General features: G+C 70.7%; 21 protein-coding genes. 8 read left to right on the forward strand and 13 right to left on the reverse strand.

Translation table 11 applies throughout. The features are described from left to right. The 4 genes from OV208_RS29790 (at window position 1) to eutB (ending at window position 6,903) form a co-directional block, all read left to right on the forward strand. A complete protein-coding gene (locus OV208_RS29790; protein ID WP_267577439.1) occupies window positions 1-1,884 on the forward strand; it encodes an ATP-binding protein in 1,884 nt (627 codons plus the stop codon). After that, window positions 1,881-3,035 carry a hypothetical protein gene (locus tag OV208_RS29795; RefSeq protein WP_267577297.1) on the forward strand — a complete coding sequence of 385 codons (1,155 nt, stop codon included), beginning with the start codon at window positions 1,881-1,883 and terminating at the stop codon, window positions 3,033-3,035. Before OV208_RS29790 ends, OV208_RS29795 begins: the two co-directional genes overlap by 4 nt. Before the next feature lie 74 nt (window positions 3,036-3,109). Then, on the forward strand, window positions 3,110-4,501 hold the full coding sequence (locus OV208_RS29800) for a hypothetical protein (protein WP_267577299.1): 1,392 nt from the start codon (window positions 3,110-3,112) through the stop codon (window positions 4,499-4,501). A 146-nt stretch (window positions 4,502-4,647) separates the two neighbouring features. Next, on the forward strand, window positions 4,648-6,903 hold the full coding sequence (gene eutB, locus OV208_RS29805) for an ethanolamine ammonia-lyase subunit EutB (RefSeq protein ID WP_267577301.1): 2,256 nt from the start codon (window positions 4,648-4,650) through the stop codon (window positions 6,901-6,903). 10 nt (window positions 6,904-6,913) lie between these two features. Here eutB and OV208_RS29810 read toward each other — a convergent pair whose 3' ends face one another. The 4 genes from OV208_RS29810 to OV208_RS29825 all read right to left on the reverse strand — a co-directional run bounded on the left by OV208_RS29810 (window position 6,914) and on the right by OV208_RS29825 (window position 12,017). Then, window positions 6,914-8,401: a phytoene desaturase family protein gene (locus OV208_RS29810; protein ID WP_267577302.1), complete on the reverse strand. Its 1,488-nt coding sequence runs from the start codon at window positions 8,399-8,401 to the stop codon at window positions 6,914-6,916. A gap of 186 nt (window positions 8,402-8,587) precedes the next feature. Next, window positions 8,588-9,352 (reverse strand): energy transducer TonB, encoded by a 765-nt coding sequence (locus OV208_RS29815; protein WP_267577303.1) that lies wholly within the window; start codon window positions 9,350-9,352, stop codon window positions 8,588-8,590. A gap of 116 nt (window positions 9,353-9,468) precedes the next feature. Beyond that, entirely contained in the window at window positions 9,469-10,191 is a 723-nt protein-coding gene (locus OV208_RS29820; protein WP_267577304.1) for a response regulator transcription factor, read from the reverse strand. After that, window positions 10,188-12,017 carry a sensor histidine kinase gene (locus OV208_RS29825; RefSeq protein WP_267577305.1) on the reverse strand — a complete coding sequence of 610 codons (1,830 nt, stop codon included), beginning with the start codon at window positions 12,015-12,017 and terminating at the stop codon, window positions 10,188-10,190. Before OV208_RS29825 ends, OV208_RS29820 begins: the two co-directional genes overlap by 4 nt. Before the next feature lie 117 nt (window positions 12,018-12,134). On the opposite strand from OV208_RS29825, the gene OV208_RS29830 reads away from it, so the two are divergent. Next, window positions 12,135-13,667 (forward strand): YXWGXW repeat-containing protein, encoded by a 1,533-nt coding sequence (locus tag OV208_RS29830; protein ID WP_267577306.1) that lies wholly within the window; start codon window positions 12,135-12,137, stop codon window positions 13,665-13,667. 19 nt (window positions 13,668-13,686) lie between these two features. Here OV208_RS29830 and OV208_RS29835 read toward each other — a convergent pair whose 3' ends face one another. Then, the gene (locus tag OV208_RS29835; protein ID WP_267577307.1) at window positions 13,687-14,715 is read right to left on the reverse strand and encodes a lipoate--protein ligase; all 1,029 of its coding nucleotides are present in this window, start codon (window positions 14,713-14,715) and stop codon (window positions 13,687-13,689) included. Window positions 14,716-14,856: 141 nt separating this feature from the next. Between OV208_RS29835 and OV208_RS29840 the strand changes: the two genes are divergently transcribed. Continuing rightward, window positions 14,857-15,630: a pyridoxal-phosphate dependent enzyme gene (locus OV208_RS29840; RefSeq protein WP_267577308.1), complete on the forward strand. Its 774-nt coding sequence runs from the start codon at window positions 14,857-14,859 to the stop codon at window positions 15,628-15,630. A gap of 8 nt (window positions 15,631-15,638) precedes the next feature. Here the strand turns inward: OV208_RS29840 and OV208_RS29845 are convergent, their stop codons facing one another. Next, complete coding sequence (locus tag OV208_RS29845; protein WP_267577309.1) at window positions 15,639-16,424, reverse strand: hypothetical protein; 786 nt, start codon at window positions 16,422-16,424, stop codon at window positions 15,639-15,641. Window positions 16,425-16,703: 279 nt separating this feature from the next. Here OV208_RS29845 and OV208_RS29850 point away from each other — a divergent pair, with 279 nt between their 5' ends. Both OV208_RS29850 and OV208_RS29855 read left to right on the forward strand, forming a co-directional pair. Beyond that, a complete protein-coding gene (locus OV208_RS29850) occupies window positions 16,704-17,633 on the forward strand; it encodes an esterase/lipase family protein (protein ID WP_267577310.1) in 930 nt (309 codons plus the stop codon). A gap of 17 nt (window positions 17,634-17,650) precedes the next feature. Beyond that, window positions 17,651-18,694 (forward strand): lipase secretion chaperone, encoded by a 1,044-nt coding sequence (locus tag OV208_RS29855; protein WP_267577311.1) that lies wholly within the window; start codon window positions 17,651-17,653, stop codon window positions 18,692-18,694. 10 nt (window positions 18,695-18,704) lie between these two features. On the opposite strand, the gene nadE is transcribed toward OV208_RS29855, so the two are convergent. From nadE to OV208_RS29890, 7 genes are all read right to left on the reverse strand, one after another. After that, window positions 18,705-19,700, reverse strand: coding sequence for an NAD(+) synthase (nadE, locus tag OV208_RS29860; RefSeq protein ID WP_267577312.1), 996 nt, complete (start codon window positions 19,698-19,700; stop codon window positions 18,705-18,707). Window positions 19,701-19,702: 2 nt separating this feature from the next. After that, window positions 19,703-21,298 (reverse strand): class I adenylate-forming enzyme family protein, encoded by a 1,596-nt coding sequence (locus tag OV208_RS29865; protein ID WP_267577313.1) that lies wholly within the window; start codon window positions 21,296-21,298, stop codon window positions 19,703-19,705. Continuing rightward, window positions 21,295-23,265: an asparagine synthase (glutamine-hydrolyzing) gene (gene asnB, locus OV208_RS29870; RefSeq protein WP_267577314.1), complete on the reverse strand. Its 1,971-nt coding sequence runs from the start codon at window positions 23,263-23,265 to the stop codon at window positions 21,295-21,297. The genes OV208_RS29865 and asnB overlap by 4 nt, the downstream gene beginning before the upstream one ends. A gap of 7 nt (window positions 23,266-23,272) precedes the next feature. Beyond that, window positions 23,273-23,521, reverse strand: coding sequence for an acyl carrier protein (locus tag OV208_RS29875; protein ID WP_120539591.1), 249 nt, complete (start codon window positions 23,519-23,521; stop codon window positions 23,273-23,275). Between the two features lie 106 nt (window positions 23,522-23,627). Then, entirely contained in the window at window positions 23,628-24,224 is a 597-nt protein-coding gene (locus OV208_RS29880) for an acyltransferase (RefSeq protein ID WP_267577315.1), read from the reverse strand. Next, window positions 24,221-24,763: an acyltransferase gene (locus tag OV208_RS29885; RefSeq protein WP_267577316.1), complete on the reverse strand. Its 543-nt coding sequence runs from the start codon at window positions 24,761-24,763 to the stop codon at window positions 24,221-24,223. Before OV208_RS29885 ends, OV208_RS29880 begins: the two co-directional genes overlap by 4 nt. Window positions 24,764-24,766: 3 nt before the next feature. Continuing rightward, window positions 24,767-25,579: a hypothetical protein gene (locus OV208_RS29890; protein WP_267577317.1), complete on the reverse strand. Its 813-nt coding sequence runs from the start codon at window positions 25,577-25,579 to the stop codon at window positions 24,767-24,769. Window positions 25,580-25,611 lie beyond the last annotated feature (32 nt).

Consider the following 25,611-nt stretch of genomic DNA (forward strand, 5'->3'; position numbering starts at 1 on the left):
ATGCTGGTGGCGGTCCCAGCCCCGGTGGCCCAGGACGTGGAGCGCGACCTTTGCGCCACGGCGGTGGGACGTGCCTGCCGGGTGCTCCGCGTGGAAACGCTGCCCGAGCCCCTGCCCCGGGGGCTGATCATCCTGTGGGACCAGGGAGGTCCCCTGGAGGCGGTGAAGTCCCACTGCCAGTGGGTGCACGCCCGGCGGATGCCGACGCGGACCTGGCTGGTGGTGCTCACGTCGCGCGACGGCGTGGAGGCGGAGCTCCTCGGTGAAGCGGGCGCGGACGAGTGTGTCGCGCCGCCCGGCACGCTCTGGGGCGCGAGGATTTCGGCGCTGCGGCGACGTTCGGCGGACACAGATGCGCTGGAGCTGCGGCGCACCCGCGACATCTTCCAGGGCGCACTGGACGCGGTGCCGGAGCCGCTCTTCATCAAGGACCGCGAACATCGCTACGTGGCGGTGAACAGCGCCTTCTGCCGGCTGATGGGGCAGTCCGTCGAAGCGCTGCGCGGCAACGCGGCCTCGACGCTCAGTCCCGCCCATGAGGCGGAGCTGTCCTGGCGTCAGGACGAGCGCGCCTTCACCACCGGCCAGACGGTGGAGGACGAGGGCGGCTTCACCGACATGAAGGGCCGCTCTCGCGAAGTGCTCACGCAGCGGGCCGCGTACACGCTGCCCAACGGGGAGCGCTTCGTCGTGGGGCTCGTGCGCGATGTCACCGAGCGCTCCCGCCTGGAGATGCAGCGGCGGCTGGCGGAGCGGATGACCTCCGTGGGGACGCTGGCGGCGGGCGTCGCGCATGAGATCAACAACCCGCTCTCCTACGTCACGTCCAACCTGGCGTACCTCTGGGAGCGGGTGGCGCAGCCGGTGGTGCCGGCGGAGCAGTTGGAGGAGCTGCGGCAGGTGGTGGCCGAAGCACTGGAGGGCGCCGGGCGCGTGCGCTCCATCGTGCGCGACCTGCGGACCTTCTCCCGCGCGGAGGAGGAGAGCCACGGCCCGGTGGACGTGAAGCGGGCGGTGGACGGCGCGCTCAAGCTGATGCGCGACGAGCTCCAGCACCGCGCGCGCCTGACGTGCGAAGTGGAGCCGGTGGCCGCGGTGCTCGGCAACGAGGGGCGCCTGGGACAGGTCGTCACGCACCTGCTGCTCAACGCGCTCCAGGCCTTCGGAGAGCGGCCCGCGGAGGAGAACGAGTTGCGGCTGCGCGTGCGCCCGGGCCGCGAAGGGCACGTGTTGATTGAAGTGGAGGACAACGGACTCGGGATGCCGGCGGATGTGCGCCAGCGCATCTTCGACCCGTTCTTCACCACGCGTGCGCCCAAGGGTGGCACGGGCCTGGGCCTGTCCATCTGCCTCACGCTGGTGCATGCGATGGGCGGCCACATCGAGGTCGCCAGCGAGCAGGGCCAGGGCAGCCTCTTCCGCGTGGAGCTGCCGGCGCTCACGGCGCAGGCGGAAGCGTTGAAGCCCGTGGCGCCCGCGCCCCCGGCGGACGGTCCTCCCCCATCCGCGCGCGCGGCGAGGAACCTGCGGCGCCTGCTGCTCATCGACGATGAGCCAGCGGTGGGCAGCGCGGTGAGCCGGCTTCTGCGCAACCTCTACGAAGTGCACGTCATCCAGGACGCGCGCGAGGCCCTGAAGCGGCTGTCCCACGGGGAGCGGTTCGATGCCATCCTCTGCGACCTGATGATGCCGGGCATGAGTGGCATGGACTTCCTCGTGGAACTGGAGCGGTTGGCGCCGGAGCTGGCGCCGCGCACCGGGCTGATGACGGGCGGGGTGAACCCCCAGGCCCGTGAGTTCCTGGGCCGCCGCGCGAAGGAGCTGCTGGAGAAGCCCTTCGAGCGCGACCAGTTGTGCACCTTCGTCGAAACCCTGATGCAATGAAGCACCGCACCCGTTGGACGCTCGTGGCCGCGCTGGCGGCCCTGCTGCTCGCGCTCGTCCTCCTGCTGCCGCCGGAGCTGCGGGGGGCGGCCTTCATGCTGCGCGCGGCGGGGCTTCGTGGGGCCACGGCCGAAGCGGTGGCCCGCTTCGACACGGTGCCCTTCACGGTGTCGCAGCTCCAGGTGCCCACGCGCCACGGGCCGGTGCGTGCGCGGCTCTACCAGCCGGCGGAGCGCAAGGGCCGGCTCATCGTGCTCACCTCGGGGGTGCACGCGGCGGGCATCGACGAGCCCCGGCTGGTGAAGCTCGCGGGAGACCTGGCCACCGGGGGGCAGCCGGTGCTCACGCCGGAGCCGCCGGACCTGCTGCGCTACGAAATCACCCCGCGCCTGCCGGACGTCATCGAGGACACGGCCCTCTGGGCGCTGTCACAGTCGGCGCTGACGCCCGAGGGGAAGTTGGATCTGTTCGGCATCAGCTTCTCCGGGGGCCTGTCCGTCGTCGCGGCGGGGCGGCCGTCCCTGCGCGACAACGTGGCCGCGGTGCTGTCCTTCGGCGGTCACGGCGAGCTGTCGCGCGTGCTGTCCTTCCTGTGCACGGGTGTCCAGGCGGACGGGGTGCGCCGCAAGCCGCACGACTACGGCGTGGTGGTCATCCTGCTCAGCGCGGCGGACCGGCTGGTGCCCCCCGAGCAGGTGGAGCCGCTGCGCGCCGGGGTCCGCACCTTCCTGCACGCGTCGCACCTGACGCTGGTGGACGGCAAGCAGGCCGAGGCCAGGTTCGCGGAAGCGCGCACGCTGGAAGCGGAGCTGCCGGAGCCCGCCGCCACGCTGCTCCATCAGGTGAACACGCGCGACGTGGCCGCGTTGGGTGCACGGCTGTTGCCCCTCGTGAAGGACTTTTCGGCGGACCCGTCGCTGTCGCCGGAGCGTTCGTCTCCGCCGCGAGCTCCGGTGTACCTGCTGCATGGGATGGATGATTCGGTCATCCCCGCGATTGAGTCCACGCTGCTGGCGCGCGCGCTGGAGCCCTTCACGCGCGTGCACCTTCGCCCCACGCCCCTCATCACCCACGCGGAGATGGACCGGGAGGTCGACGCGCTGGAGGCGATGCGGTTGGTGCGCTTCTGGTCCGGACTGCTCGGGGAGTAGCGCGTCTGCTGGCCCGTGCGTCAGGTGGCGTGCGATGTACGGCGGCTTGACGTCAGGTGGGGAGAGGGGCTGCCATGCGTGGCATGTCCCTGTCCTTCGTGGTGTCGGCCGGGCTTGGCTGGCTGTTGTCGGCTGCGCCCCGCATCGTTCCGTGTGCCCCGGACACGCCCGCATGGGCCCAGGCGCGTGACGGACTGGCCGCGTTCGACCTGCAGGTGGAAGCCCTCGATGACGCGGACACGGCGGCCTCGCTGCGGCCTTCGATGATCGCCCTGCGGAAGCTGCGCTGCTTCGCGCTGGCCGGTGAGGAGGATGTCTGGCTGCCCATCGCCCGACCCGAAGCCGGAGAACAGGAGGTGTCCGCGCTCGCGTTGAAGACGTGGTGGCGCGACGGCGGCAAGGCGTTCTTCGCATCCCACCTGAGGCTGGGACGTCCCGGCCCCTACACGGTGGTGGTCCCTCCGGACCTTCGTGAAGTGCTGACGCGCGAGCATTCCAGAGGGCATCGGCTGGAGGCCCTCGCCTGTCCGGCGAAGAGCGACGCGTGCGGCGTGGAGACCGGGCCCTGGCGTGCGCGGGCGGAGGAGGCCTTCCGTCCGGAGTTCCTGCGCCACGGCCAGCTGCGCACGTCCGCGAAGGACCGCCCGCTCCCTCCGGATTGCGCGGCGCGCGCGACGCGGAAGCCCGCGAAGCACCGCTACAAGGCCTGGCGCGAATGCCTGTCCAGCGCCCTGGGCGCCCGGCCCGTCCAACCGGCGCTACCGCTGGGGCGCATCCGCGCACCGATGGACGGCTGGCTGGTGGTGCGAGGGCGACGAGGGCACCACGCCTTCTGTGATCAGCTGGACGCGTACCACCTGGAGACCGGCACGATCTACGAGGCGCGCAGCTGCTCGGGGCTGATGTTGCAGCCCCTGGGGCAGGTGGACGTGGCCCGGACGGATGCCGCGCGCCGCGCAGAGGTGAAGGTGGGACGCATTGCCCCGGAGAAGCTCCGGGAGCTGACGTGGATGCTGCTGCTGGCTCCGGAGGTCGAATCCCACGTGCAGTTGGAAGCCCTCCGCGCGCCCGTGCCGAAGGACTTCCGCATTGAATGGACCGTGACGAACGAGGTGGGCGGAATGGAGGGAGGGGTCGTCGGCGGCTCCACGGCGCAGACGCGCCTGCGCTGGAGCTGGTTTCCCGAAGGAGGCGCCGAACCCTGGTCGGGCAGCTGGACCTACCCGTGGTCCTGGGCCGTCGGAGATGACCACGTGAACGACCTGCTGGAAGACGCGGAGACCTCCTTCCAGGAAGGCTGCCCGCGTCAGCCGGTTCCCTCCCGGATGATGGCCTTCACGCGCGAGCCCGCCGTCAACGGACGCGACGCACCCAACGGCGTGGCCCATGTGCAGGACACCCTGTTGGAAGACCTGAGCACATGGCGCCCACCTCCAGGCTGCGCGCCGGGCGCGGATGCCGGATGACGTACCCCTCGATGCCGAAGCACCGGAAGCCACCTGACGATTGCAGCAGCAAGCTTCCGCGACAGCAGGCATCCGGGCGTCGCGCAGGCGACAGCGCCCTGGGGGGATGGTGGCGGGAGGGCGCCGCCGGTTAAAGCTGATGCCCCATGAGCGTCAGTCTCCCCGACGTCCTCCCTGAAGAAGACGTGCTGGACTTCGTGCAGCGGCAACACGGTGCCTTCGATGCGCGCCTGTACCAACAGGTGTTGGGCGCGGCGAACGCGTTCAAGGAAGGCGACGAGGCCATCGGAGTCGCGGCGGCGGACGAGGCGTCCCGGCAGCGGGCCCGGACCCTGTTGTCGCGCACGCGGCTGGATGACGTGCACGCGCATCCTCCCTTCGAGGACCGGCTGCATGTGTTCAGCCTGGAGGCGTGGGACGCGGCGCGCTGGCGGCGCGTGGCGGGCTGGACGCTGGGCCAGCTCAAGGACTTCCTGCTCACCGCGGACGAGGCGTCCGTGCACGACGTGCTCGACGGGCTTCCCAGCGACGTCATCGCGTGCGTGGTGAAGCTGATGAGCGACGCGGAGCTGAAGGCCGTGGGTGGGCGCGTGTTCCATCCGCTGCCGGGAAGCCGCGTGGGCGCTCGGGGCTATCTGGGCGCGCGGTTGCAGCCCAACTCGCCCACGGATCATCCGGAGGACATCCGCTGGCAGGTCTTCAACGGGTGGGCATTCGCGGTGGGCGACGTGGTGTTGGGCACGAACCCCGTGTCGTCGGATCCGAAGACGGTGGCGGCGGTGGAGGCGGCGCTGCACGACGTGCTGGTGACGTTCGGGTTGACGGACGTGATGCCCCACTGCGTGCTGGCCCATATCGACGTGCAGGCGCAAGTGGAGGCGCTGCACCCGGGCACCACGGGCATCTGGTTCCAGAGTCTTGGAGGGAACGAAGCGGCCAACCGCACCTTCGACGTGACGCTGGAGAAGATGGTGGCGCACGCGGCGTCCCGCACCGGGCGGTGGGGCCTGTACTTCGAGACGGGGCAGGGCGCGGACGCGACGAACGGGCACCACCACGGCACGGACATGCTCATCCACGAGTCGCGCAAGTACGGCTTCGCGCGGGCCCTCAAGCGCCGGGTCGCCGTGGCGCAGGGCAGCGCGGGCCGGGACGCGGCGCCCTGGGTGCACGTCAACGACGTGGCGGGCTTCATCGGGCCGGAGGTGTTCCGCACGCGCGAGCAACTGGTGCGCTGCTGCCTGGAAGACATCGTGATGGGCAAGCTGCACGGCCTCACGCTGGGCCTGGACGTGTGCTCCACGCTGCACATGGACGTGACGCTGGATGACCTGGGCTGGTGCCAGGAGCAGCTCGCGGAAGCGGGGCCCGCGTACCTGATGGCGTTGCCCACTCGGAATGATCCGATGCTCAGCTACCTCACCACGTCCTTCCAGGACCACGTGCGGCTGCGCGAGCGATACGGCCTGAAGGTGGATGACCGGATGTGGGCCTTCTTCCAGGGCCTGGGCGTCATCGACGCGGAGGGCCGCCCCACGCAGCACTTCGGGGATCCGCGCCACGTCTACGTGCACTACCGCCGTCGCCTGGGGGACACGCGGCCGGAGGTGGAGCTCCGGACGGAGGCGGAAGTGCAGATGGCGAGGGTGCGCGCCCGGGGCGTGCCGCTGGCGGTGGGGCACGGCAAGGAGCCGTGGACGCTGGAGCCCGCGCTGGAGCAGGACCTGCGCCGTTTGTACGAGGACGCCAAGGTGGGGCTGTGGTCGGAGCTGTCCGATGCGACGGTGGAGTCCCTGCCCGGAGCGGTGCGGTTGCGGACGTGCTCCGAGGATCGACGCGACTACATCCTGCATCCGCCATCGGGCGAATCCCTGGACGGAGATTCAGAGGCCGCGGTGCGGAAGCTGCGCGAGCGGCACGGGGGACGGTGGGACGCGCAGCTCGTCGTGTCGGACGGATTGGATCCCCGGTCGTTGATGGACGCGGGGCACCTGTCGCCGTTCCTGGACACGCTGCGCGCGGAGCTGGGGGCGCAGGGCTGGAGCGTGGCCCCCGAGGTGCTGGTGGTGAAGCATGGCCGGGTGCGCGCGGGCTATCAGGTGGGGCGCCTGTTGTTCGGTGACGAAGGCGATGCACGGCCCCGAGCCCTGGTGCACGTGATTGGTGAGCGCCCCGGTTCGGGACATCACGCCTACTCCGCGTACCTCACTGCGCCCGCCGCGAGCACGTGGGCGCGGCAGGGCGCGGTGGACCACGACCGCACGAGGCTCATCGCCGGTATCTCCGATACCAGCGTCCGTCCCGAAGACGCCGCGAGGGAGGCCGTGCGCATCCTGTCGGAGCTGGCGACGACCGCGCGCACGATGCCGCCGAGCGCCGGAGACACCGCGGCGATGGGGTAGGGCCCGTGCCTCAACGCGCGACCGCGATGCTCGCCGCCGTGCGCACGCCGCCCACCGCCGTGGCCAGGGTGCTCTGGCCCGGGAACACCGAATCCCCCACGAGCCACAGGCCCCGCTGGGCCTGGAACGGCCCCAGCAGCCGGTAGTTGTCCAGGCCCGCGCGCCGGGGCACGCCGCCCACCGCGCCGCCGTCTCGCAGCGTGAAGCGCTGGAACGTGCGCGGCGAGCCTGTCATGGCGTGCACCACGTGGCCCATCCACTCTGGGGCCATGGCCTCCAGGCCCTCGCGCATTCGCGCATGGAGTTCGGTGAAGTAGGGCGCCTGTTCTTCCGGCGACAGGGCCGCGAGCTTCTTCAGGGGCACGTGCGTGGACACCGTCACCGTCCGCTGTCCCGGCCGTGCGCGCCCTTCGTCCGCCGCCCCGCTCACCGAGGCGAACAGGTGGTTGCCCTCGATGAAGGCCGAGCCCGGATCCCGCACCAGCTCCAGGTGGCACGCGCTCCCTGAGTCCCCCTCGGGCGCACGCACCACCAGGTACAGCATCGCCGCGCCCCATCCCCCCGCCACGCGTTCGGCGAGCGCATCCACTCGGGGAAGGCGTCCCACGGGCACGCCCAGCAGCGAGCGCAGGTCCTGTGGCAGCACGTTGGCCACCACGTGCCGCGCGAGCAGTTCGCCCCGCCGCGCCGTCACCCGCCAGCCTCCGTCCACGGGCGTCAACGCGCGCACGCGGTTGGCCATCAGCACGTCGCCGCTCCGGGCCTGGATCGCCTTCGCGAGCGCCGTCGCCAACCGGCCAATGCCCCCGCGCACGTGCCCCGTGCCCCGCCAGTAGTAGTCCATCGCCGCGAACGCGAAGGGCGCCTCCGCTTCCTCGGCGGAACACTGCACGGTGATCTGACAGAGCGCGTCCAGGTAGATGCGCAGCGGCGTGAAGTGCTGGAGCCCGTGGTGTTTCAGCACCGCGCCCAGCGGACGCCCCAGCCAGCGCGTCAGCGGCGCGTACGTCCATGCGCGTCCCGCGTGCCGCAGCAGGGACGTCACGCTCAACGGTGGCAACAGGTCCGGGTCATCGAACAGCGGCCACAGCGCGTTGGCCGCCCTCGCCTGGAGTTCGAAGAAGCGCCGCAGGGCCTCCACCGGCGCGCCCGGCATCGAGCAGAACGCATCGATGAGCCGCGCGCGGTCCCGGTGCACTGGCAGCCGCAGCCCGGGGGCTCGCATCTCCACCAGCGGATCCACCCAGTCGACCGTGACATCCAGCGAGTGCTCGCGGATCCACCGGCCGAAGAGCTGATGCGCGTCGAAGCCGGAGAACAGCGTGGCGCCGGATTCGAAGCCGTAGCCTCCTCGGCGGAAGGTGCTCGCACAGCCGCCCGGATAGTTGAGCCCTTCGCAGAGCGCCACGCGCGCGCCCCGGCGACACAACTCCAGCGCGGTGGCCAGTCCACCGAAGCCCGCGCCCACCACCACCGCGTCGTACCAGGTGTCCGGCATCGCTCAGCAAAAAGGGACCGGCACCGGAAGCGGGCCGGGGGAGGCCCGCTCCATCCGGTGCCGGTATCGCGCACATGGCCAGGCGCGACGGGAAGTTCCTAACGGGCGCGCTTTCCCACCGCGAACCTTTTCCCCTGCCCCCAGGGGGCAGGCGTCCAGGCGCTTTCACTGGCGGACACCCGGGGCCTACCGGGGCATCTTGAGGTTGATGTTGAACGTGTACGACACGTTCACCGGGCGGCCCTGGAACATCAGCGGCTGATACTGCCGCGAGGAGAGCGCGGACAGCACGGCGTCATTCATGTGCGGCAGGCCCTTGAGGATGCGGCAGTCGCGCACACGCCCTTCCTCGGTGATGACGCACTTCGCGACGATCGTGCCTTCCACTCCCGCCAACTGCGCCTCTCGCGTGTAGCCGAGCGGCGCCCCGCTCCTCATCACCGGCGGAGACATGCCGCTCCCGAAGACGAGCACCTGCGTGCCGGTGGCTTCCTGGGGCGGGATGTTCGGCACGTAGGGGAGTCCGATGGGACTGGTGCTGTCCGGATCCCCGTCCGGGTGACCCACCGGCTCATCGGAGCCCGGCCCCTCCGTGGGGTCCGTGGTCGTCGCGGTCGCCACCGTCGTCGGCTCCGGATCCGGCTTCGGTTCCGGCAGGGTGGTGGGCATCGGCTTCGCGGTGCGAGGGATGCGGTCGGCGCGCGGCTTGGGCTTCGGGGCCACCGGGGTAACGGCAGCCGGCTTCGGCTGCGTGGCCTGCTGCACGCCCTTGCGGATGGCGGGTGGCCGGAACGTGAGCACCGGCTCGTCCTTGATGGGCTCCTCCGGCTGACGGCCGGAGATGAAGACCACCAGGCCCAGGAGCCCCACGTGCACGCCGATGGACAACCATGCGCCCGTACCGAACCGTTCCGAGCGCAACCCCCGCCGTTCGATGACCGACTCAAACATCTGCCCGCCTCCTGGTTGGGGCGAACGCTCCAGGCGTCCCGTCCCCACAAGAAGCAACCTACGGAGTCGCGCCCCCCGAAGGGCCGCCAGGGCTCCATGTGTTCGTCATGGTTGTGTCATGACGAAGAGGCACCCGGGACCTCCATGCGGTAGCCCACGCCGCGCAGCGTGTGGATGGTGAAGCCAGACACGCTCGTCCACCCGAGCTTCTTCTTCAGGTTGGACACGAAGTTGTCCACCGTGCGCGGATCCACGATGACGTCGCGGCCCCACACCGCGTCCAGGATTTCGCCCCGGGGCAAAGCGCGGTCCCGGTGGCGCAAGAGGAACGCCAGGAGGTCGAACTCCGTGCGCGTCAGGTCCACCTCGCCGCCGTCCGAGCGCAGCACCGCCCTGCGGCCCAGATCCAACGTGAAGGCGCCGAACGTCATCACCTGCGGCGGCGCCGTGCCGGCCCTTCGCACGAGCGCCCGCACGCGCGCGAGCAGCTCCCGGAGCCGGTAGGGCTTGGTGAGGTAGTCCTGCGCGCCCGCCTCGAAGCCGCGCACCAGGTCGTCCTCCAGCGAGCGCGCGGTGAGCATCATCACCATGCTCTTGACGCCTTCGGAGCGAAGCCGGCGGCAGAGGCTGTAGCCGTCCTCGCCCGGCAGCATCACGTCCAGGATGAGCAGGTCGAACGCACGCCCCTGGAGCAGCGGCCCCGCGTCCTTCGCCGACGCGGCGTCCGTCACGTCGTAGCCCTCGTCGCGCAGGTTGTCGCGCAGGCCCAGGCGCAGGTTGGCGTCGTCCTCGACGATGAGGATGGAGGGGCGGGTGGAGGGGGGCTGCGTCGTCGTCATCGGCGCGTCTCGGGAAAGGTCAGCGCGAAGGTGGTGCCTTCCGGGCTGGAGGAGGCGATCTGGATGCTGCCCTGGTGCAGGCCCATGATTCTGCGGCACAGCGCGAGCCCCAGGCCACTGCCGTGCACTTCGGGCCCCGCGGTGGTCAGCCGGTAGAAGTCGTCGAAGACGCGCTCCCACTCCTCCGGCGGGATGCCCAGGCCGTTGTCGCTGAAGAGCACCGTGGCGCCAAAGCCCGGCTGGGGGTACGCGCGCACGGTGAGCACCACCGGGCTGCGCTGGTTGTAGAGACACGCGTTGCGGCCCAGGTTGGCGAACAGCATCCGCACGAGCGACGCATCCACGTCCAGCTCCACGTCGTCCACCTCCGAGCGCAACTCCACCGGCACCTGCACCGCGTCCAGCAAGTCATCGCGCAGCGTGCCCACCGCCTCCTCCAGCCGCACGCGCGAAGGCCGCAGGGCCCATCTCCCCTTGTCGATGCGGTTGAACGACAGGATGTTCTCCACCAGGAAGTGGAGCCCCTCGGCCGCGCGCACGATGCGGGTGGGGTAGTCCCCGGCCTCCGGGCTCTTGCCCAGCCTGCGCTCCAGCGTCTCGCCCAGCAGGCGGATGGACGCCAGCGGCGTGCGCAGCTCGTGGGAGACGGTGGAGACGAAGTCGCTCTTCAGCTCCACGAAGCGGTACTTGCGCTGCTGGGCCACCACCGCCAGCGCCGCGATGGCCGACGCGAGCGCGCCGCACACCGCCACCAGCAGCGTCTTCAGGCCGTAGCGCGCCTCAATGTCCGCCTCCGCCTTCGCCCAGCCGGGCATGGCCACGTCCAGCCCGGGCTCCGACAGCGGCCGCACCACGTCCGCGGGCCGCAGGCGCACCTGGCTGTCCTTCAGGAGCAGGCCGCGCGCGCGCAGGTCCTTCGTCAGGTCCGCGAGCAGCCCGGTCATGTCCACGGCAAGCCCCCGCACCTGTTCGGTCCCCGGCTCCACGTACCACTGCTCGCCGATGAGCGACGGCCCCCGCAGGGAGTCCGGGAACACCAGCGCGCCGGCGCCGGCTTCCCCCACGCGGGCCTGGAACGCGTCGCTGGGCTCCCCCAACTCGCGGCTCAGCGCCACGATGCGCTCCTGGAGGAAGTCGAAGTCGGCCCGGGTGAGCTTGGGGCGCGCGCGCAGGAGGTCCCGTTGCAGGCCCGCGCCCCGGGCCATGCCGCCCAGCTCCTCGGCAAGGCCCTCGCCCACCAGCGCGCGGATGAGCGGCGGGGTCTCCTCCCCGCGTCGCAGGTGCTCCACCGCGAGCAGCATGAAGGGCAGCTCCTGCTCGGTCGGCAGGGGATGCGCCGCGTGGTAGCGCAGCAGCGCCTCCACCGCCGCGCTGATGCGCGCGTCGCTCCGGGTGGCCATCGCGGCATCCACCGCGCGCAGCCGCGCCAGCCGCTCCTGCCAGGGGGCCGGGGCTTCACCGTCCTCCAGGGCCTGCACCAGCTTCTCGTAGGCGTCCTTCGCGGGGGTGGCCATGCCATCCCGGGGCCAGTCCACGCGCGGCAGGAACTGGTGGCCGCGAAACAGCAGGTAGTAGCCCTCGGCGGGCTGGAGCGGATCCCCCATGGCCGCGTTCAGCGCGGGCAGGTGCTCCTTCATCCGTTGATCCAGCGCGGTGCGCAGCGCCTCCGCCGCGAGCAGCTCCAGGGCCGCGCTGCGGGAATTCACCTGGGCGCGGGCGTCCTCGCGCTCCTGGGTGAAGATGCGCTGGAGGGTCACCAGCCCCCATCCGAGGGCCAGCAGTCCACAACCCAGGGCGAGCAATGTGGGGAGGAGTCGGCGCAGCATTCGCGTCCGTCGGGACTGTAGCAGTGTCGCACCGGAATCCAGGCCACGCGTCCAGAAGATGAATAAATAGGGGAAGACCCGCGTCCCCTCCGGGGTCTGGAGATCGGAGACGAAGTCATGAGTTCTCGATGGTTGGTCTGTTTGATTGTCGGCCTGGCCTCCCAGGGGGCGTACGCGCAGACCGCACCGGTCGCCGCGGACGACTGGGGGGATGATGCGTACGTCGAGCAGCCCAACGCGGACGAGTCCGGGCCCATCGCGCCGACCGCTCCCCCTGACATGCCCTCCGAGACGCCGACCGCCCGGCCGTACGCCGGCGCGGTGTGGACGTCCGGCCACTGGTACTGGGATGGCGACCAGTGGCTCTTCAAGTCCGGCGGCTGGGTGGAGCGCATGCCCGGCTACCAGTACGTCAACGGCTACTGGGCCGAGGACGGCGACGTGTGGCGGTGGATCTCCGGCGGTTGGGCCCAGCAGGGGTCCGAGGACGTGGAGATCCCCGTGGAGGTCGCCAGCGAGGACGTGACGGCCACCCAGGCGCCTCCGCCCCTGCGCGTAGAGGTTCAGTCCGCGGCGCCGGCCCCAGACTACACGTGGGCGCCGGGCTACTGGTACTGGGGCGACAACGGCTACGAGTGGGTGGATGGCTCGTGGATGGAGCCGCCGCGTCCGGGCCTCGTGTTCGTGTCACCGTACTGGACCCACCGGGGCTCGTCGTGGGTGTTCAGCGGTGGCGGCTGGGCGTCGCGCGGCTCGGTCCGCGTCATCGTTCCGGTGTACCGCCACGCGCACATCGCCTTCTCCTTCGGTCGTCCCAATCCGTTCCTGCGCACCTGGTACCGCTACCCGGGCGTGTCGTGGCGCTACTACGGCTACGGCTACAACCGGTATCACCATGACCGCTACCGCCCGGGCCACTACGGCCGGCCGAATGGCTACGGGTACGGGCGTCCGGGCTACAACGGCGGCTACCGCTCGCATGATGCGTCGCCGGGTCCGCGCTACAACGGCCGCAATGACGGTCGTCCCGGCAACGGTGGCCGTCACCAGCAGTCCGGTGGCAACTCCGGGGGCGGGCGTCCTTCGAATGGCGGCGGCTGGAACTCCGGTCCCCGTTCGCCTCCGGGCGGCAATGGTTCCGGCGCGCGTCCTCCGTCCAGCAGCGGCTCCAGTGGTTGGGGTGGCGGCTCCGGTGGTGGGCGTCCTTCGAGCAGCGGCAACTCCAGCGGCGTTCATCAGACGAACGGCGGCGGCTCCGGTGGCGGACGTCCTTCGGGCAGCGGTAGCTCCGGAAGCGTGAAGCCGTCCAAGGGTGACTCCGGTGGCGGTTGGGGCGGCGGCTCCGGCGGCGGGCGTCCTTCGAGCAGCGGCAGCTCCGGGAGCGTGAAGCCGTCGAGCGGCGGGTCCGGTGGCGGTTGGGGCGGCGGCTCCAGCAGCGGCCGTCCGTCGGGTGGTGGCGCCAGCCGTCCGTCGGGCGGCAGCTCTTCCAGCAGTTGGAGCGGTGGTGGCTCCGGCGTCCACTCGTCCGGCGGTGCGGCTTCCAGCGGCCGTGGCTCGGGTGGCCGCGGCTCCGGTGGTGGCGGTGGCCGCTCCAGTGGCGGCTCCCACGGGAGCGGCGGTGGCGGCTGGGGCGGTGGCGGTCACCGCTGAGGACGTCCGATGGGCCGGGTCAGACCTCGACCTGGCCCATCAACCACGCTTCCAGTTCGCCCAGCTCCCGCTCCTGCGCAGGGTGGCGGGAGCGGGCCTCGGCCACGGCCTGCCGCATCCCATCGCGGCTGTGCGGCTTGCCGACCAGCGCCGCCTGCAGGTCCTGCACGAGGTCCGGGTAGAGCGCATCCGAGAAGACCTGCGCGCGGGTGACATGTCCGTTCTCCGCGTCGACGTGGACCTCGAAGAAGCCCCAGGACAGGTACTCCACCATCTGGTGGTTGAAGCGGGGCGCGTTGCCGAAGCGCCAATCCCACGACGCGTAGTGGTCGAAGGTGCGCTTGAGCGACGGCTGGCTTTCGAGGAACGACGGCTCCAGCAGCTCTGGTTCCGCCGTCGCCCCGTGGAAGTCGCAGAACGCGCCGATCATCGCCTTCACCAGCGCCTCATGTGAGGCCTCCGGCTGGAGGTCGCGGATGTTCATCACGCGCGAGCGCACCGACGCGCTGCCCTTGGACTCCAGCTTCTTCGGGTGCGGCGTGAGGTAGTTGGACAGCCGCGTGAGGTCCGCGCCGATGAGGAACGTGCCGTGGTGGAAGGCGCGGTCCTTCGTCTCGCGGTACGCGCTGCCGCTGATCTTCCGGGGCCCGTCCTCCAGCGGAATCACCAGGTCGTTGCGTCCGGACGCCTGCGCCTTCACGCCCAGGCGCGACAGCGCGTCCAGGAGGATCGTGATGTTGGCCGTCTTGTTGTAGCCCTCCTTGGCGGACAGGAAGGTGAAGCAGGTGTTGCCCAGGTCGTGGAACACCGCGCCGCCGCCGCTGGTGCGCCGCGCGAGGAAGACCTTGTCCTCCTCCATACGCGTGAGGTTGCACTCGGACCAGGGGTTCTGGTTGCGCCCGATGACGACCGTGTTGTCGTTGCGCCACAGGAAGAGCGTCTGCGCGCTGGGGTCCAGCTCGCGGAAGATCCAGTCCTCGGTCGCGAGGTTGAACCAGGGGTTGTACGTCTCCGACAGGAGGATGCGGACGCGAGGTGCTTGAGACATGGGCGCGAGCATAACCGTGGGCCCGCCGTCCTCCAGGGGACATCCGCCAGGGCCCGAGGGCGATGGCCTCCCGGGACGTGGCCCCGGACAATCGCCTCCAGTCGGGGTGCGCGGGCGGTGTGCGCACCGGGAGGGCCGACCATGCGCGGAGCGTATTCCCTGTCACGTCCCCGGGCGGACGGGCCGGTGGTGCTGTGGGGTGGAGCACTGCCGTCCGGGAGCCTCAAGTACCTCACCTTCTCGCGCTACCTGGCCGCGCTGCCGCCGGGCTCGCGCGGACTGGTGGAGCTGTCCGGTGGGTCGAGCGCGCTGGCGCTGGACGTCCTGGGCCGCGAACGGGGCCTGCCCACGGTGGCGCTGACGGACGCGGCGGGGGAGGCGTACCTCCGGGCCCACGGCTTCCAGGGACAGGTGCGCCACGCGGACTCCATCGCGAAGCTGTGGGAGCACGCGCTGGCGTATGAGCGCGAGGGTTGGTGCTGGCCCCGGCAGCTCACCAACGCCGCGATGGTGGCGTGCGTGGAGTCCTGGGCGTCGGCCCTGAGGGCGCACGTGCGCGAGCGCTTCCCGAAGGTGCGGCGCGTGGTGTGCGGCTTCGGCACGGGCGCGACGCTGGTGGGCCTGACGCGCGTCTTCTCCACCGGAGGCTTCACCGTCACCGGCCTGCAACCCGCGCCGGGCCGGCCCCTGCCGGGCTGGCGCACGTGGGCCCACCAGAACCTGGGCCCGGAGGACCTCTTCTTCGCGCACCACCAGCGCGTCCCGTTGGACACGGCGGCCCCTGCGTCCGACGGCTTCACCGCGCTCATGGACTGGGCCCGGCGGCAGGCCCGGCCCGAAGAGGTGCTCGTCATCGCGCACAACGCCCGTGAGCAGGTGCCCGCGTACGTCGCCGCCACCTCCGCGCAGGCCTGAGCGGTGCGCTATCCGTGCAGGGCGCGCAGCCGGGCCTCCACGGCGGCCACCCCTTCGCGCGGAAAGGCGGGCACGTGGGACAGCTCGCGCGCGGCGAACTGGAGCAGCGCCCGCGCGAGCCCCGGCGAGTCCCCCTCCTGGGCGCGGGCCAGCTCCCGTCCCAGTGACGGGTACACCCGCTCCACGCGCCGCAGTGGATCCAACCCATCCAGCACCGAAGCCTCCGACGCGGGGACATGGCGGGCCAGCAGCAGGCAGAACAGGCGCACCGCCTCATCGAGCCGAGACCGTCCGCTGAGCACCTCGCCCCGCGCGTGGCGCCCCAGGCCCACCAGCACCTGCGTGAGCCATTGCCCGAATAACCACGCATCATCCGGCGCCGTCTGTTGAAGCTCCCGCGCGGTGGCCTGTGCACGCTCTTCCATGCGCGCGGCCACGTCGCCCCGGTCCAACAACACGCGGTAGCGGTTGACGCGGGCCCAGGACAGTTCCTCCAGATCGAACACCGCGAACTCCAGCAGGTGTCCGTCGCGGTAGACGACCTTCACGCCGTGCGCCGTCTCACGGAAGGCGTGTGAAACCTCCTCCGCGCGCGGCAACCATCCACGCTCCTGTCTCAATGTTTCAGCGTGTCCGGGCTGCGCGATGACGAAGAAGTCATGATCGCTGAAGTCATCCGGCAGGTAGTCCCGCGCCGCCATCGAACCCAGCGCCACGAGCCCCCGGAAACGACCGTCCGCGTCAGCCCTGCGCGTCAACTCCGTGGTGAAGCCCTGGTAGGCGTCGGCGTCCATCGTGCGCTCCTCGAGAAGGCCCTCGCATGATGCCAGCTCAACGCAGGGCGTTGGAATGATGATGCGATGCGTTGGATTGAGATGGCGCAATGCGTCTCAAGTCACAATGCGATGCGTCGTAGAGGGAAGGAGGACAACCCCCGGCGTCTGGCCTGACCCAGATCTGACACGCTTTGCGGCTAAATCAGGGGCTGGCTTGCTTTTTATCAGTGTCTCGCTTTATGGGCTGATTCGCGGGTCAATCCCTCTGGTCGGCCCGCCCTCCCACCAGGAGCCTGTATGCGAAACGCTGTCCGGACCCTCGTTCTGACCGTCGCAGTTCTTGCCCTCTGGGCGCAGCCTGCCCGCGCCGCGGATACGTACACGCAGACGAAGTACCCCATCGTGCTCGCGCACGGCATGGCGGGTTTTGACTCGTTGTTTGGCGTGCTCGACTACTTCTACGGCATCGAATCCAACCTGACGTCGGGCGGCGCGAAGGTCTACATCACGCACGTTCCGCAGTTCAACACGAGCGAGGCGCGCGGTGAGGCGCTGCTCGCGCAGGTGCAGAACGTGCTCGCGCGCTCCGGCGCGAAGAAGGTGAACCTCATCGGTCACAGCCACGGCGGTCTCGACGTGCGCTACGTGGCGGCCGTGCGGCCGGACCTGGTCGCGTCGGTGACGACGGTGGGCACGCCGCACAAGGGCGCGGAGCTGGCCACCTACCTGCGCGGGAACCTGAAGGGCGGCTCGTTCACGGAGAGCGTGCTGGCGTACTTCGCGAACAACCTGGGCACGGTGCTGGGCCTGCTGTCCGGCCACACGCAGCCCCAGGACGCGATTGCCGCGCTGGCGGCCCTGTCCTCGTCGGGCGCGGCCACGTACAACGCGAAGTTCCCGGCGGGTCTGCCCACCTCCTCGTGCGGCACCGGCGCGGCGACGGGCACCCAGGGCCAGCGCTACTACTCCTGGTCCGGCACGGATCCCTTCACCAACGTCTTCGACGTGTCCGACTACGCGATGAAGCTGTCGTCGTTCTTCTACAACGAGTCCAACGACGGCCTCGTGGGCCGCTGCAGCTCGCGCTTCGGCACGGTGATCCGTGACAACTACGACATGAACCACCTGGACGAAGTGAACCAGGTGCTCGGCCTCACGGCGTTCTTCACCGACCCGAAGTCCGTCTTCCGCACCCAGGCGAACCGCCTGAAGACCGCGGGCCTGTAGTCCAGGAGCATCCCGCCATGAAGAGCCGCGCCGTCATGCTCGTGGTCGTGCTGTGCGCCCTCTTGGGTGCCGGCGTCTTCTCGTGGTGGAAGGTCCGGGCAGAGGACGCGCCCGGACCCGTGGTACCGCCGTCCTCTGTTTCCGTCGCCCAGGCCTCCGGCCCGCGTGCGACGCCCGCCTCAGCGCCCGCTGCCGCTGTCCCGACGGCGCAGTCCCCCGGGGACACCCTGCCGCCGCTGCCGGGCTCGCTCCATGACACCGAGGAGGATGGCTCCGTCTTCGTGGATGCGTCCGGGCATCTGGTGCCGAACCCGGACCTGCTGCGCTTCTTCAACTACTACCTGTCCGCGACGGGCGAGGAGTCCCCGGCGGTGATCCGCGAGCGCATCCTCGCGTCGTTGCGCGCGAAGAAGCTGCCTCCCGCCGCCATGGACGAAGCGGTGCAGGTGCTGGACGACTACCTGGCCTACCTTGAAGCGGCCCGGTCGCTGGGACGGACACCGTCCGCCGCCACGATGGACACCGCCGAGCGCCTGGAGGCCCTGCGCAAGCTGCGCCGCGAGCACCTGGGCGGCAGCGCCGACGGCATGTTCGGCCAGGAGGAGGCCGTGGACGCGGTGGCCGTGGAGCGGCTGAAGCTCCAGAAGGACGCGTCGCTGACGGCCGAGGAGCGCGAGAAGCGCATCGCCGCGCTGGAGGAGCGCCTTCCTCCGGCGGTGCGCCAGAGCCGCGAGGAGGCCGCGCGTCCGCTGCGACAGATGGCGGTGGAGCAGGAACTGGTCGCCAGTGGCGCGACGCCGGAGGACCTGCGCCAGCACCGGCTGTCCACCGTGGGGCCGGAGGCCACCAACCGGTTGGAGGCATTGGATCAGGAGCGTGCCCAGTGGAAGCAGCGGCTGGCGGACTTCCGCGCGAAGCGCGAGGCGCTGGGCCGCACCCAGACGGATCCGGCCCTGCGTCAGGCCGCCGTGCAGCGGCTGCTCTTCGACTCGTTCACCCCGGAGGAGCGCCTCCGCGTGGAGGCCGCGGACTCCATCGAAGCGGCCTCCGGGGGCGGGTGAAGCTTGGGCTTCAGCCAATCTTGAACGGCTTGAGCTCGGAGACCTCTTCGAGCAGCAGCGGCTGCGCGTGCAGGTACGCGGTGGTGCGGCGCTTCTGGTCGATGTCGTCGAACACGCGCTGGATCTGCTGCGGCGTGAGGCCCATCTCCGGGGAGGCCTCCTCGGGCGTGACGCCGTGGTTCTTCGCCCAGAGGATGAGATCCAACTGGGAGTAGTGCACGGAGAAGTAGAAGTCCTCCTGCGACTGCTCCAGGCTGAACGTGTCCGTGGTGGGCTCGCGGTTGAGGATGCCGTCGATGACGCCCAGGTGCCGCGCCAGCTTGTACGTCTGCGTCTTGTAGAGGCTGGCGATGGGCTTCACGTCCGCGGCGCCGTCGCCCAGCTTCACGAAGAAGCCCTGGTCATACTCCAGGCGGTTGGGCGTGCCGGAGGCGGCGTAGTTCAGCCGGTCCGCGTGGAAGTACTCCATCATCTTGCGCACGCGCTGCTTGAAGTTGGTGGCGGCGACAATCTGGACGTAGGCCTGCGGCGTGAGGCGGAAGCGCTGCTCCTGCCCGTCCACCTGCACCACCACGTAGAAGACATTGAGGGCGTCCGTGTTGAGCCGGTCGCCGTGCATGACGATCTTCCACTTCATGTCCGGCTGGAAGTCGGGGAACACGGAGCGCACCGCCGCGTCGCGCTGCGAGTAGCACCCGGCGGCCTCCAGCACGGGCGCGATGTCATGCAGCGTGTGCTGGATGCCCAGCTTCTCGCAGAGCTCGCGGCCCAGCTTGGAGGACAGCCCGCTGGAGTCGCGCTCCGGCAGCAGGATGCCGAAGACTCGGTCCGGGCCCAGCGCGCGCACGGCGAGCGCCGCGACGCACGCGGAGTCGATGCCGCCGGAGACGGCGACGACGAGCCCGCGCTTGCGCAGCTTCTTGAGCACGGCCTCCTTGAGCCCGGCCGACAGCGACGCGGCCTTGGCCTCCCAGTCCAGTTCCAGCACCTGCTTGGAGAACTTCATCGTCACGACCTCGATTCAGGGGAAGAAAGTGAAGACAGCACGCGCGTGCGCAGGTCGGCCTTGAGCACCTTGCCGGTGGGCCCGCGCGGGAGCGCTTCGGTGAAAAGCACGTGGCGAGGCACCTTGTGGGCGGGCAGGGACTCGCGGCAGAAGCGGCGCAGGTCGTCCTCCTTCGGCGTGGCGCCCGGCTTGAGCACCACCGCCGCGCACGCCGCCTCGCCGCCCAGGTCGTCCGGCACGCCCACCACCGCGACCTCCAGCACCGCCGGGTGGCGCGCGAGCACGTGCTCCATCTCCGCGGGGCTCACCCGGTGGCCGCCGACCTTGAGGATCTCCTTCGCGCGGCCCACGAGGAAGAAGAAGCCGTCCGCGTCGCGCCACGCGAGGTCGCCGGTCCACAGCCAGCCGTCGTGGAGGATGGCGGCGGTGTCCTCGGGAGCGTTGAGGTAGCCGGACGTCACGTTCGCGCCCCTGGCCACGAGCTGGCCCACCTCTCCATCCGCGAGGGGTGTGCCGTCGTCCGCGACCACCGCCAGCGTCACGCCGGGGATGCCCTGGCCGATGGAGCCCGCCTTGTCGGTGGCGCGCGAGGGCGGCAGGTAGCTCAGCCGCGCGGTGGCCTCCGTCTGGCCGTACATCACGAAGAGCTCCGCGGGGTGGAAGGACTCGCGCGTCCATCGCACCGTGTCCGGGGACATGCCTCCGCCGGCCTGGGTGAGGTAGCGCAGAGGGAGCTTCGACAGGGATTCAGGAGCGGCCTGTCGGCGCAGCAGTTCGAAGGTGAGGGGCACGCCCGCGAAGCCGGTGCACGCCTCGGTGGCCATGGCCTCCAGCACGACCTGCGGGTACATGAAGCGCGGATCCAGGAACACGGAGCCGCCCGCGAGCAGGTGCGTCTGGAGCACGCTCTTCCCGTAGCAGTAGTGCAGGGGAAGGATGAGCATGGCGCGGTCGCGCGCCGTCAGGCACAGGTACTCCACGATGGAGCGCGTGTTCGCCGCGATGTTGGCGAACGTCTGGACGACGCCCCGTGGCGTGCCGGTGCTGCCGGACGTGTAGACGATGGACGCGGGCGCCTCCGGAGCCAGGGAGGGCAGGGCGGTCAGGGGGGCGGAGATGACATCTGGATCCACCGCGCCGTCCTCCTGCAACCACGTGGACGTCGCGGGCGTCAGCAGGCCGCGCAGGCGCTCCGGGGGACGGGAGCCGTGCACCACGAAGAAGTGGGTGAGGGAGGCGCGGCCCGTCCAACGACGAGCGTCCTGGCCGAAGATGACCGCGTGCCGCGCACCCGTCTGCGCGAGGATGCCATCCAGCGAGTCGGCGCCCGTCTCACGGTCCAGCTCCACCGCGCACGCGCCCAACGCCTGGACCGCGAGCGCCGCGACCGCCGTCGCGCAACCCAGGGGCAGGGCGATGAGCACGCGCGCCCCGGGTTCAACACCTGCGTCGCGCAGGTGTCCCGCGAGCGTCAGCATGCGTGTTTCGAGCTGTGCGTAGGTGAGCCGGGCCCACGGTGAGTCCACCGCCGGAGCGTCGGGCGTCGCCTGCGCGTGGGTGCGCACCCAGGCGGGTGCGGTGTCCGCGTGGGGACTCACGCGGCCTCCAACCGCACCGCGTCCACATCCGCCTGCGGCACCGCGCGCGGGGTGAGGAAGTGATGCGCGAGCAGCTGCGTGGATGCCACGGCGAACAGGGCCATGGTGTCCGCTTCGCTCTCCGCGGAGTTCGGCGCGCGCAGCTTCGCCACCAGCCGCTCCACCTTGCGCGCATCGAAGACGCCCGTGGTGGCCACCGCTTCCGGTGCGAGCAATTCGCGCGCCCAGGCAGGAGCCTCCGGACCCACCAGCGCGCCCGCGATGGGAGCGCGATAGGGGAACTTGCTGCGCTCCAGGATGGAGGTGGGCACCCTTCCTTTCGAGTAGCGCTTGAGCAGGTGCTTCTCATCCAGGCCCCGCAGGCGCAGTTGCTCCGGCACGCGCGCGGCGAACTCCATCACGCCCGTGTCCAGGAACGGGAAGCGCCCCTCCACCGCGTTGCCCAGCAGCATGCGGTCGCCCTGCGCGGACAGCAGGTAGCCCGACAGCAGCGTGCGCGCCTCCAGGTACTGCGCCCGCGCCAGCGGACGCCACCCGGCCACGGCCTTCGGCACGGACGCGAGCACCGACGCCACCGGATCCTCGTCCGCCACCCGAGCGGCGAACTCTGGCGCGAGGAAGCGCAGGATGCGCCCACTGTTGCCCCACCGCACCAGGTGCGAGAACGCCAGCGCGTCCGGTGTCTCCAGCCCCTGGCCGAAGAACTCACGCAAGAGCTCCACGTTCTGCTGGCTCACAGCCAGCGTGGGGTAGAGCTTGCGCAGGAGCATCGGCCGATACTTCGAGTCCGGCTGGCGCGCCCAGAACTGGCGCACCTTCGTCTCCTTGAACAGGTCGTAGCCGAGGAACATCTCGTCCGACCCTTCACCCGTCAGCACCACCTTGATGCCGTGGTCGCGCACCCAGCCACTCAGCCGCAGGAAGGGCGCGGGCGCGGAGCGCATCATCGCCTGCTCGGCGTGGAAGATGACGCCCGGCACCAGCGCGCCAATGTCCCCGTCGCGCATCTCCACCACGCGGTGCTCGGTGCGCAGTTGCTCCGCGACCGTCGCCTGGTGCGTGCGCTCGTCGAACCGCGCGTGCGCGAAGCCCACGGAGAAGGTGCGCAGCGTGCCGCCCAGTTGCTCCTGCGCCAGCGCGCACAGCAGGCTCGAATCCAGTCCGCCCGACAGGTACGCCGCCACCGGCACGTCCGCGCGCAACCGCAGCCGCACCGCGCGATCCAACACCGCACCCAGCTCCTCCAGAAGGCGGGGCGCGTCCGGCGCATCCGGCGTCACGCCGAAGTCCAGGTCCCAGTAGCGCTGGAGCGTCAGCAGGCCGTCCTGCCACTTCGCGGTGTGCGCGGGCGGCAGCAGCGACACGCCCTCGAACGACGTGCGCGGCGCCACGGGCGCCCAGAGCTGGAAGGTCTGCTTGAGGCCCCGGGCATCCAGCGCGGGGGCGACGAGGCCGCTCGCGAAGAGCGCCTTCGCCTCCGACGCGAAGGCCAACTGGCCCCCGGGCAGCGTCGCGTAGAACAGCGGGCAGATGCCCACCCGGTCGCGCGACATCCACAGCGTGCGGTCGCGTGGATCCCACAGCGCGAAGGCCCATTGGCCCTCGAAGCGGCGCACGCAGTCGATGCCCCACGTGAGGAAGGCCGCGAGGATGACCTCCGTGTCGGAGCGCGTGCGGAAGGCATACGCGCCGGACAGCTGCTCGCGCAGCTCCACGTGGTTGAAGATTTCGCCGTTGAAGACGACGGTGAGGCCCGTGGCCTCGTCGCGCATCGGCTGGTGGCCGGAGGCGAGGTCCACGATGGACAACCGCGCGTGTCCCAGCGCGGCGCCGTCCAGCAGCAGGGCCCGCTGCGCGTCCGGGCCCCGGTGCTTGATGCTGGCGGTCATGCGGCGCAGCCGGTCGGCGTGGAGTGCCGGAGCCGTGTCCCCGCCCGCCGCGAAGGTGAAGCCCGCGATGCCGCACATGGTGGGCTCAGCTCGCCTTCGACAGCGCCTGCTTGCGACCCACGAACGCCACCACGCGCGTGAGCGAGTCCAGGTTCTCCGGCACCAGCTCCTTGTCGTCCAGCTTGATGTGGAACTCCGACTCGATGAAGGCCACCAGCTCCATCATGCCGGTGGAGTCGATGAGGCCCTTGCGCAGGAAGGAGTCGTCGTCGCCGAACTCGTCCACGAAGAAGGTGTCGACGATGAAGGTGCGGAGGGTGTCGCGCGTGCTCATGGAGTGGATCCTGTCTGGCGATGGGGTGTGGAAAGGCGGCTATGGGAACAACGCACCCGGCGCGCTTTGCTTTGAGCACCGGGTGGCGAAGAAGGACGGGGCGCCCTCAGGTGCCGGTGGCTTCGCGGGCCACCAGGTCCAGGGTCATGCTGCGCGCCGGGTTGCCCATGGCGAGCGAGTCCGGGGGCACGTCCTGCGAAACGATGCTGCCGGCGGACACCACCGACCGCGCGCCAATGCGCACGCCCGGCAGCAGGATGGCGCCGTGGGCCACCCACACGTCGTCCTCGATGATGATGGGTGCGATACGCTGGCCGTCCCGGTCGCTCACGCGCACGAACGACGCGAACATGCACCGGGCGCCAATCTGCACCGACTCCCAAGCCTCCAGCGACACGCCGTAGTTGAACTGGGTCTCCGCGCCCACGAGCAGCCGAGCGCCCGAATAGCAGACCACCGACGTGGGCAGCATGCCGCCCAGGAACGTCAGCTTGTCGCCCAGCTCCGCGTGCCCCTCGTTGCGCGCCGTCACCGGCCCGTACGCCGCCACGCCCTGGCCCAGGCGGAAGGCGCGGAAGAGCCACCGGGCCCGCGCGACGCCCACGGCACGCTCCGCGCGGGGCAGCACCTCCGTGCGCACCATCTGGAGGCCCGCGCGCACCACCTGCGCGGCCTCCGCCGTGGAAGGCAGCACGGGCCTCATCGCGCCACCTCGCGCCGCAGCGCCCGCGCAGGGGAGCCGCCCACCGACACGCCCGCGGGAATGCGGCGGGAGATGACCGTCCCCGACGCCACGCTCGCGCCCTTCTGGAGGTGCGTGCCCGGCAGCAGGATGGCGCGGCTGCCCACCGTGACGCCTTCCTCCACCACCAGCGGCGTCGACTTGGGCCGCTCGTGCCGGTTGCCGCGCAGCGGGTGGTACATGTTGTCCAGGAGCTTGCACCACATGCCCAGGTGGCTTCGCGCGCCCACCACCACGTAGGACTGCGCTTCGATGGAGCTGCCTCCTTCGATGGTCACGTCATCTTCAATCACGATGCGAGCCCCCCGCTGCGCATGCAATTCAATGGGCGCCAGCCGCGCGTCGAACACCACGCGGTGGCCTACCTCGACTTCACCCTCGCCGTGAATCCAGACGCGCCCCCAGACGGTGGGAATCGCTCCCACCTTCTTGCAACGGCGCAATTTCAGACGCGCGACGGTCGGCCCCAGGCCGAGCATCATCATCAAGGGAATGCGCATATGTCAGGGATTGGCCTTCGCGGCGGCCGGGGCCTCACGCGAGGCTTCCGGCAGGGCGCCGAGGAAGGTGATGAACGCGGAGGCCACCCGCGCCTGTCCCTGGGCATTGAGATGGCCGCCGTCGTCCGAGTACGCGGGCACCATCGCCGGGTAGGCGCGGCCATTCACCTCGTACGTCTCCCGCGTGCCGTCGGCCTGGGTCGACTCCAGCGCGGCCAGGTCGAACAGCGGCTCCTTGCCGCCGTACGTCTGGCGCATCAGCGCGTTGAAGGCCTCGCGCGACACGTTCTCCCCGACGCCGAAGACGGACCGACCACGCAACTCATTGAACCAGGCCTTGGCCCCGCGCTGCACCGTCGTCAGGGGCGCGGTGACGTGCACGAAGGTGACGCCCGGGTGGCGCGTCTTCAGGCCCGCCAGGGTGGCGCGGTAGTTTTCGAAGAGGGCCTTCGCGTCGGTGCCCGTGCTGAAGTCGATGTAGCAGAACTTCAGCAGCGCCACGTCCACCTGCCTGGCAAGCCCTCCGTCCAGCAGCTGCGCGAAGTGCGCGAGCTTCGTCTCGGGCTGCTCGTTCTGCCCCACCAGCGCGTGCGCGAAGGTGCCGGGCGCGAGCGTCGCCGACGCGTCCTTCACCTCGACGAAGGAGGGCGCTGGCGTGTTCGCGGTGGAGGTCAGGCCGCGCACGCCCTCCAGGATGTTGCCGCCCACGGACTGGTGGCCGAAGAACACGCGGCGGTGGGACAGTTGCTCCAGGCCCGCGCGCGTCGCGTCTGGCTTTACCTGTGCCGTGGCCGCCGCGCTCTGGGGCAGGGCCATGAGCAGCGCGCCTGGCAGGAGCAAGGCACCTA

The sequence above is a fragment of the Corallococcus sp. bb12-1 genome, assembly GCF_026626765.1.
In the GTDB taxonomy this organism is placed as follows: domain Bacteria; phylum Myxococcota; class Myxococcia; order Myxococcales; family Myxococcaceae; genus Corallococcus; species Corallococcus terminator.

What these genes read in the sequence shown, in the direction of transcription:
- OV208_RS29790 (WP_267577439.1), top strand. Translation starts at nt 1, where the DNA reads ATGCTGGTGGCGGTCCCAGCCCCGGTGGCCCAGGACGTGGAGCGCGAC.
- OV208_RS29795 (WP_267577297.1), top strand. Translation starts at nt 1,881, where the DNA reads ATGAAGCACCGCACCCGTTGGACGCTCGTGGCCGCGCTGGCGGCCCTG.
- OV208_RS29800 (WP_267577299.1), top strand. Translation starts at nt 3,110, where the DNA reads ATGCGTGGCATGTCCCTGTCCTTCGTGGTGTCGGCCGGGCTTGGCTGG.
- eutB (WP_267577301.1), top strand. Translation starts at nt 4,648, where the DNA reads ATGAGCGTCAGTCTCCCCGACGTCCTCCCTGAAGAAGACGTGCTGGAC.
- OV208_RS29810 (WP_267577302.1), bottom strand. Translation starts at nt 8,401, where the DNA reads ATGCCGGACACCTGGTACGACGCGGTGGTGGTGGGCGCGGGCTTCGGT.
- OV208_RS29815 (WP_267577303.1), bottom strand. Translation starts at nt 9,352, where the DNA reads ATGTTTGAGTCGGTCATCGAACGGCGGGGGTTGCGCTCGGAACGGTTC.
- OV208_RS29820 (WP_267577304.1), bottom strand. Translation starts at nt 10,191, where the DNA reads ATGACGACGACGCAGCCCCCCTCCACCCGCCCCTCCATCCTCATCGTC.
- OV208_RS29825 (WP_267577305.1), bottom strand. Translation starts at nt 12,017, where the DNA reads ATGCTGCGCCGACTCCTCCCCACATTGCTCGCCCTGGGTTGTGGACTG.
- OV208_RS29830 (WP_267577306.1), top strand. Translation starts at nt 12,135, where the DNA reads ATGAGTTCTCGATGGTTGGTCTGTTTGATTGTCGGCCTGGCCTCCCAG.
- OV208_RS29835 (WP_267577307.1), bottom strand. Translation starts at nt 14,715, where the DNA reads ATGTCTCAAGCACCTCGCGTCCGCATCCTCCTGTCGGAGACGTACAAC.
- OV208_RS29840 (WP_267577308.1), top strand. Translation starts at nt 14,857, where the DNA reads ATGCGCGGAGCGTATTCCCTGTCACGTCCCCGGGCGGACGGGCCGGTG.
- OV208_RS29845 (WP_267577309.1), bottom strand. Translation starts at nt 16,424, where the DNA reads ATGGACGCCGACGCCTACCAGGGCTTCACCACGGAGTTGACGCGCAGG.
- OV208_RS29850 (WP_267577310.1), top strand. Translation starts at nt 16,704, where the DNA reads ATGCGAAACGCTGTCCGGACCCTCGTTCTGACCGTCGCAGTTCTTGCC.
- OV208_RS29855 (WP_267577311.1), top strand. Translation starts at nt 17,651, where the DNA reads ATGAAGAGCCGCGCCGTCATGCTCGTGGTCGTGCTGTGCGCCCTCTTG.
- nadE (WP_267577312.1), bottom strand. Translation starts at nt 19,700, where the DNA reads ATGAAGTTCTCCAAGCAGGTGCTGGAACTGGACTGGGAGGCCAAGGCC.
- asnB (WP_267577314.1), bottom strand. Translation starts at nt 23,265, where the DNA reads ATGTGCGGCATCGCGGGCTTCACCTTCGCGGCGGGCGGGGACACGGCT.
- OV208_RS29875 (WP_120539591.1), bottom strand. Translation starts at nt 23,521, where the DNA reads ATGAGCACGCGCGACACCCTCCGCACCTTCATCGTCGACACCTTCTTC.
- OV208_RS29880 (WP_267577315.1), bottom strand. Translation starts at nt 24,224, where the DNA reads ATGAGGCCCGTGCTGCCTTCCACGGCGGAGGCCGCGCAGGTGGTGCGC.
- OV208_RS29885 (WP_267577316.1), bottom strand. Translation starts at nt 24,763, where the DNA reads ATGCGCATTCCCTTGATGATGATGCTCGGCCTGGGGCCGACCGTCGCG.
- OV208_RS29890 (WP_267577317.1), bottom strand. Translation starts at nt 25,579, where the DNA reads ATGGCCCTGCCCCAGAGCGCGGCGGCCACGGCACAGGTAAAGCCAGAC.